The organism is Nostoc sp. CHAB 5836 (assembly GCF_020829445.1).
Taxonomy (GTDB): Bacteria; Cyanobacteriota; Cyanobacteriia; order Cyanobacteriales; family Nostocaceae; genus Nostoc.
Genome location: NZ_JAIVFV010000362.1, coordinates 1 through 2,636, shown reverse-complemented (window position 1 = coordinate 2,636; position 2,636 = coordinate 1). Strand labels below are relative to the sequence as shown.

Here is a 2,636-nt window from a genome sequence, read left to right as displayed (position 1 = left end):
GTTTTGGCTCAGGCGATCGCAATCAACATTGTAATCGGACTTTTGTCTCTGTCCTCTCCTTTGATGATGCAACTATTGACTGATGATGTGCTAGTGCGGGGAGATACTCAATTACTAACTACCGTGGCAATTGGGGTAATTGCTATGAACTTGTTTAAAAGTGCAATTGGTTTGGTACAGTCTCACCTCATCGGTCACTTCGGTCAACGGTTGCAATTAGGACTACTGCTGGACTACGGTCGAAAACTTTTACACTTGCCCTTATCTTACTTTGAAGGACATCGTAGTGGAGAAGTCGTCAGCCGAATTGGCGATATTAATGCTATCAATGGGTTAGTTTCGCAGATTGTCCTTGGTTTACCTAGCGAATTTTTTATTGCTTTAGTTTCCTTGGGCTTTATGCTCTTTTTAAGTTGGCAATTGACTCTGGCTTCCGTATTGGCCTTTGTCATCGTTACCTTAGTTAACCTGCTTTTCTTACCCGCCTTGCGCCAGAAAACCCGTAAACTTATCGTTTTGGGCACTGAAAACCAAGGCTTTCTGGTAGAAACCTTTCGTGGTGTCCAAGTACTCAAAACAACCCAAGCAACTCCTCAAGCTTGGCAAGAGTATCAAACGAATTATGGTCGCCTTGCTAACTTGGGCTGGAGTACGATGAAGCTGGAACTCTACAGCAGCACATTCACTAATATTCTTTCAACTATAACTAATATAGGCTTACTCTGGTTAGGCAGCTATTTAGTAATTAATCAAACATTATCCATAGGTCAGCTACTAGCTTTTAACGGCATGAGTGGCAACTTTCTCGGTTTTTTGAGTTCAGTAATCGGGTTAGCTGATGAGTTTATTACTGCCCAAATTGTCATCCAACGGATGGCAGAAGTGATTGATGCTACTCCAGAAGACTTGAATGCAGAGAAAAAGCCTTGGGCAAAAATTTCCACTGATGCAAATATTGTTTGCACTAAAGTCAACTTTCACCATGCTGGTAGAGTTGATCTATTACAAGATTTTTCGTTGACTATCCCTAGCGGTAAAGTTATTGCTTTAATTGGTAAATCTGGTTGTGGTAAGAGTACCCTAGCCAAACTGATTGCTGGTTTATATTCCCTCCAGTCAGGTAATATCCGTTATGGCATCTATAACAGACAAGATTTATCTTTAGAATGTCTGCGACAACAGGTAGTCTTAGTACCACAAGACCCGCACTTCTGGAGTCGTTCAATCGTTGATAACTTCCACTTCAGCTATCCTGATGTGAGTTTTGAACAAATTGTCACAGCTTGCCATATCGCAGGGGCTGATGAATTCATTAGCGAATTACCTGACAAGTATCATACCGTTTTAGGAGAATTTGGAGCTAATCTTTCTGGTGGACAACGGCAGAGATTAGCGATCGCCAGAGCAATAATTACTGACCCACCTATACTGGTTTTAGATGAATCCACTGGCGCTCTCGATCCGGTGAGTGAAGGTGAAGTACTAGATCGACTACTTACCTATCGCCAAGGCAAAACGACAATTTTAATTAGTCACCGCCCCAAAGTCATCCAGCGAGCCGATTGGATTGTATTACTCGATAAAGGACGTTTGCAAATCCAAGGTTCTCCAGAAGAATTGCGCCAAATTGCTGGCGATCACTTGGGCTTCCTGGACGATGTTCTCCCATCAACTCCGAGTTTACTGGTGAAATCTTCCAGTCATACTAATGGCAAATACGCCGCCATTAGTTAATGCCATCTTCTTTCTTTGAGATTTTGGATTACTCCTCAATCATCCCCTCAAAAATCATCTCTCACTCAATTTATTATGGTTAGTCAATCGAATTCTGTTTTCATTCCCCAAGCTGGAGAAAACGATTTTCTTCCACCACTTGGTAGTTGGACTACTGCTGGCGGGATAGTTGCATTGGTTACTGTGGCAATAGCAGTTGCCATTGCCTCTGTAACTAAATACAAAGTCACCGTTCAAGCACAGGCAAATCTGCGTCCGGCTGGTGAGCTGCGGCTCGTTCAAGCTGCTACGGAAGGCCCAGTTATGCGGATTTTTGTGAAAGAGAATCAAGTTGTCAAAACAGGAGATGCGATCGCTACTATCGATGACTCCCGCCTACAAACCAAAAAGAGCCAACTAGAAAGTAGCATTCGGCAAACAAAATTACAACTTGTTCAAATCAATGCTCAAATTCATGCTCTTAATAACCAAGTTATAGCCCAAACTGACAGCAGTAACCGTGGGGTTGCCGCAGCTGAAGCTGAATTGAGCAGTCGCAAGCGGGACTATCAAGACAAGCAAATTACTACTGTTAGTGATGTCCAAGAAGCCTTTGCAAATGTCAGAGCAACAACTGCCAGTTTAAGAGCAGCCGAGACAAAGCGAAACCGATATGAGAATGTAGCCAAAGTTGGAGCTTTGTCACAAGATCAATTCGAGGAAGTACAACTAGCTGTTCGTCAGCAAGAACAAGCACTCTTAGCTGCCAAAGCCAAGTTGCAAAGCCTACAAGCTGCCCTCATCCCAAATATAAGTACTTTTTTATACGTTAAAAAAACTTAGCAAAAATAAACAAAACTATATTACGAAACGTAAATACACCTTAAACCCTTATAAATGAAAAATGACAAATGACAAATGAC

General features: G+C 42.2%; 2 protein-coding genes. Both read left to right on the top strand.

Annotated elements, in window-relative coordinates; all coding sequences use genetic code 11:
• Nucleotides 1-1,734: peptidase domain-containing ABC transporter (locus LC605_RS32440; RefSeq protein ID WP_229551466.1), on the top strand; the 1,734-nt coding region annotated here is incomplete at its 5' end.
• Between the two features lie 75 nt (nt 1,735-1,809).
• Nucleotides 1,810-2,556, top strand: coding sequence for a biotin/lipoyl-binding protein (locus LC605_RS32435; RefSeq protein WP_229551465.1), 747 nt, complete (start codon nt 1,810-1,812; stop codon nt 2,554-2,556).
• Nucleotides 2,557-2,636: the final 80 nt, after the last annotated feature.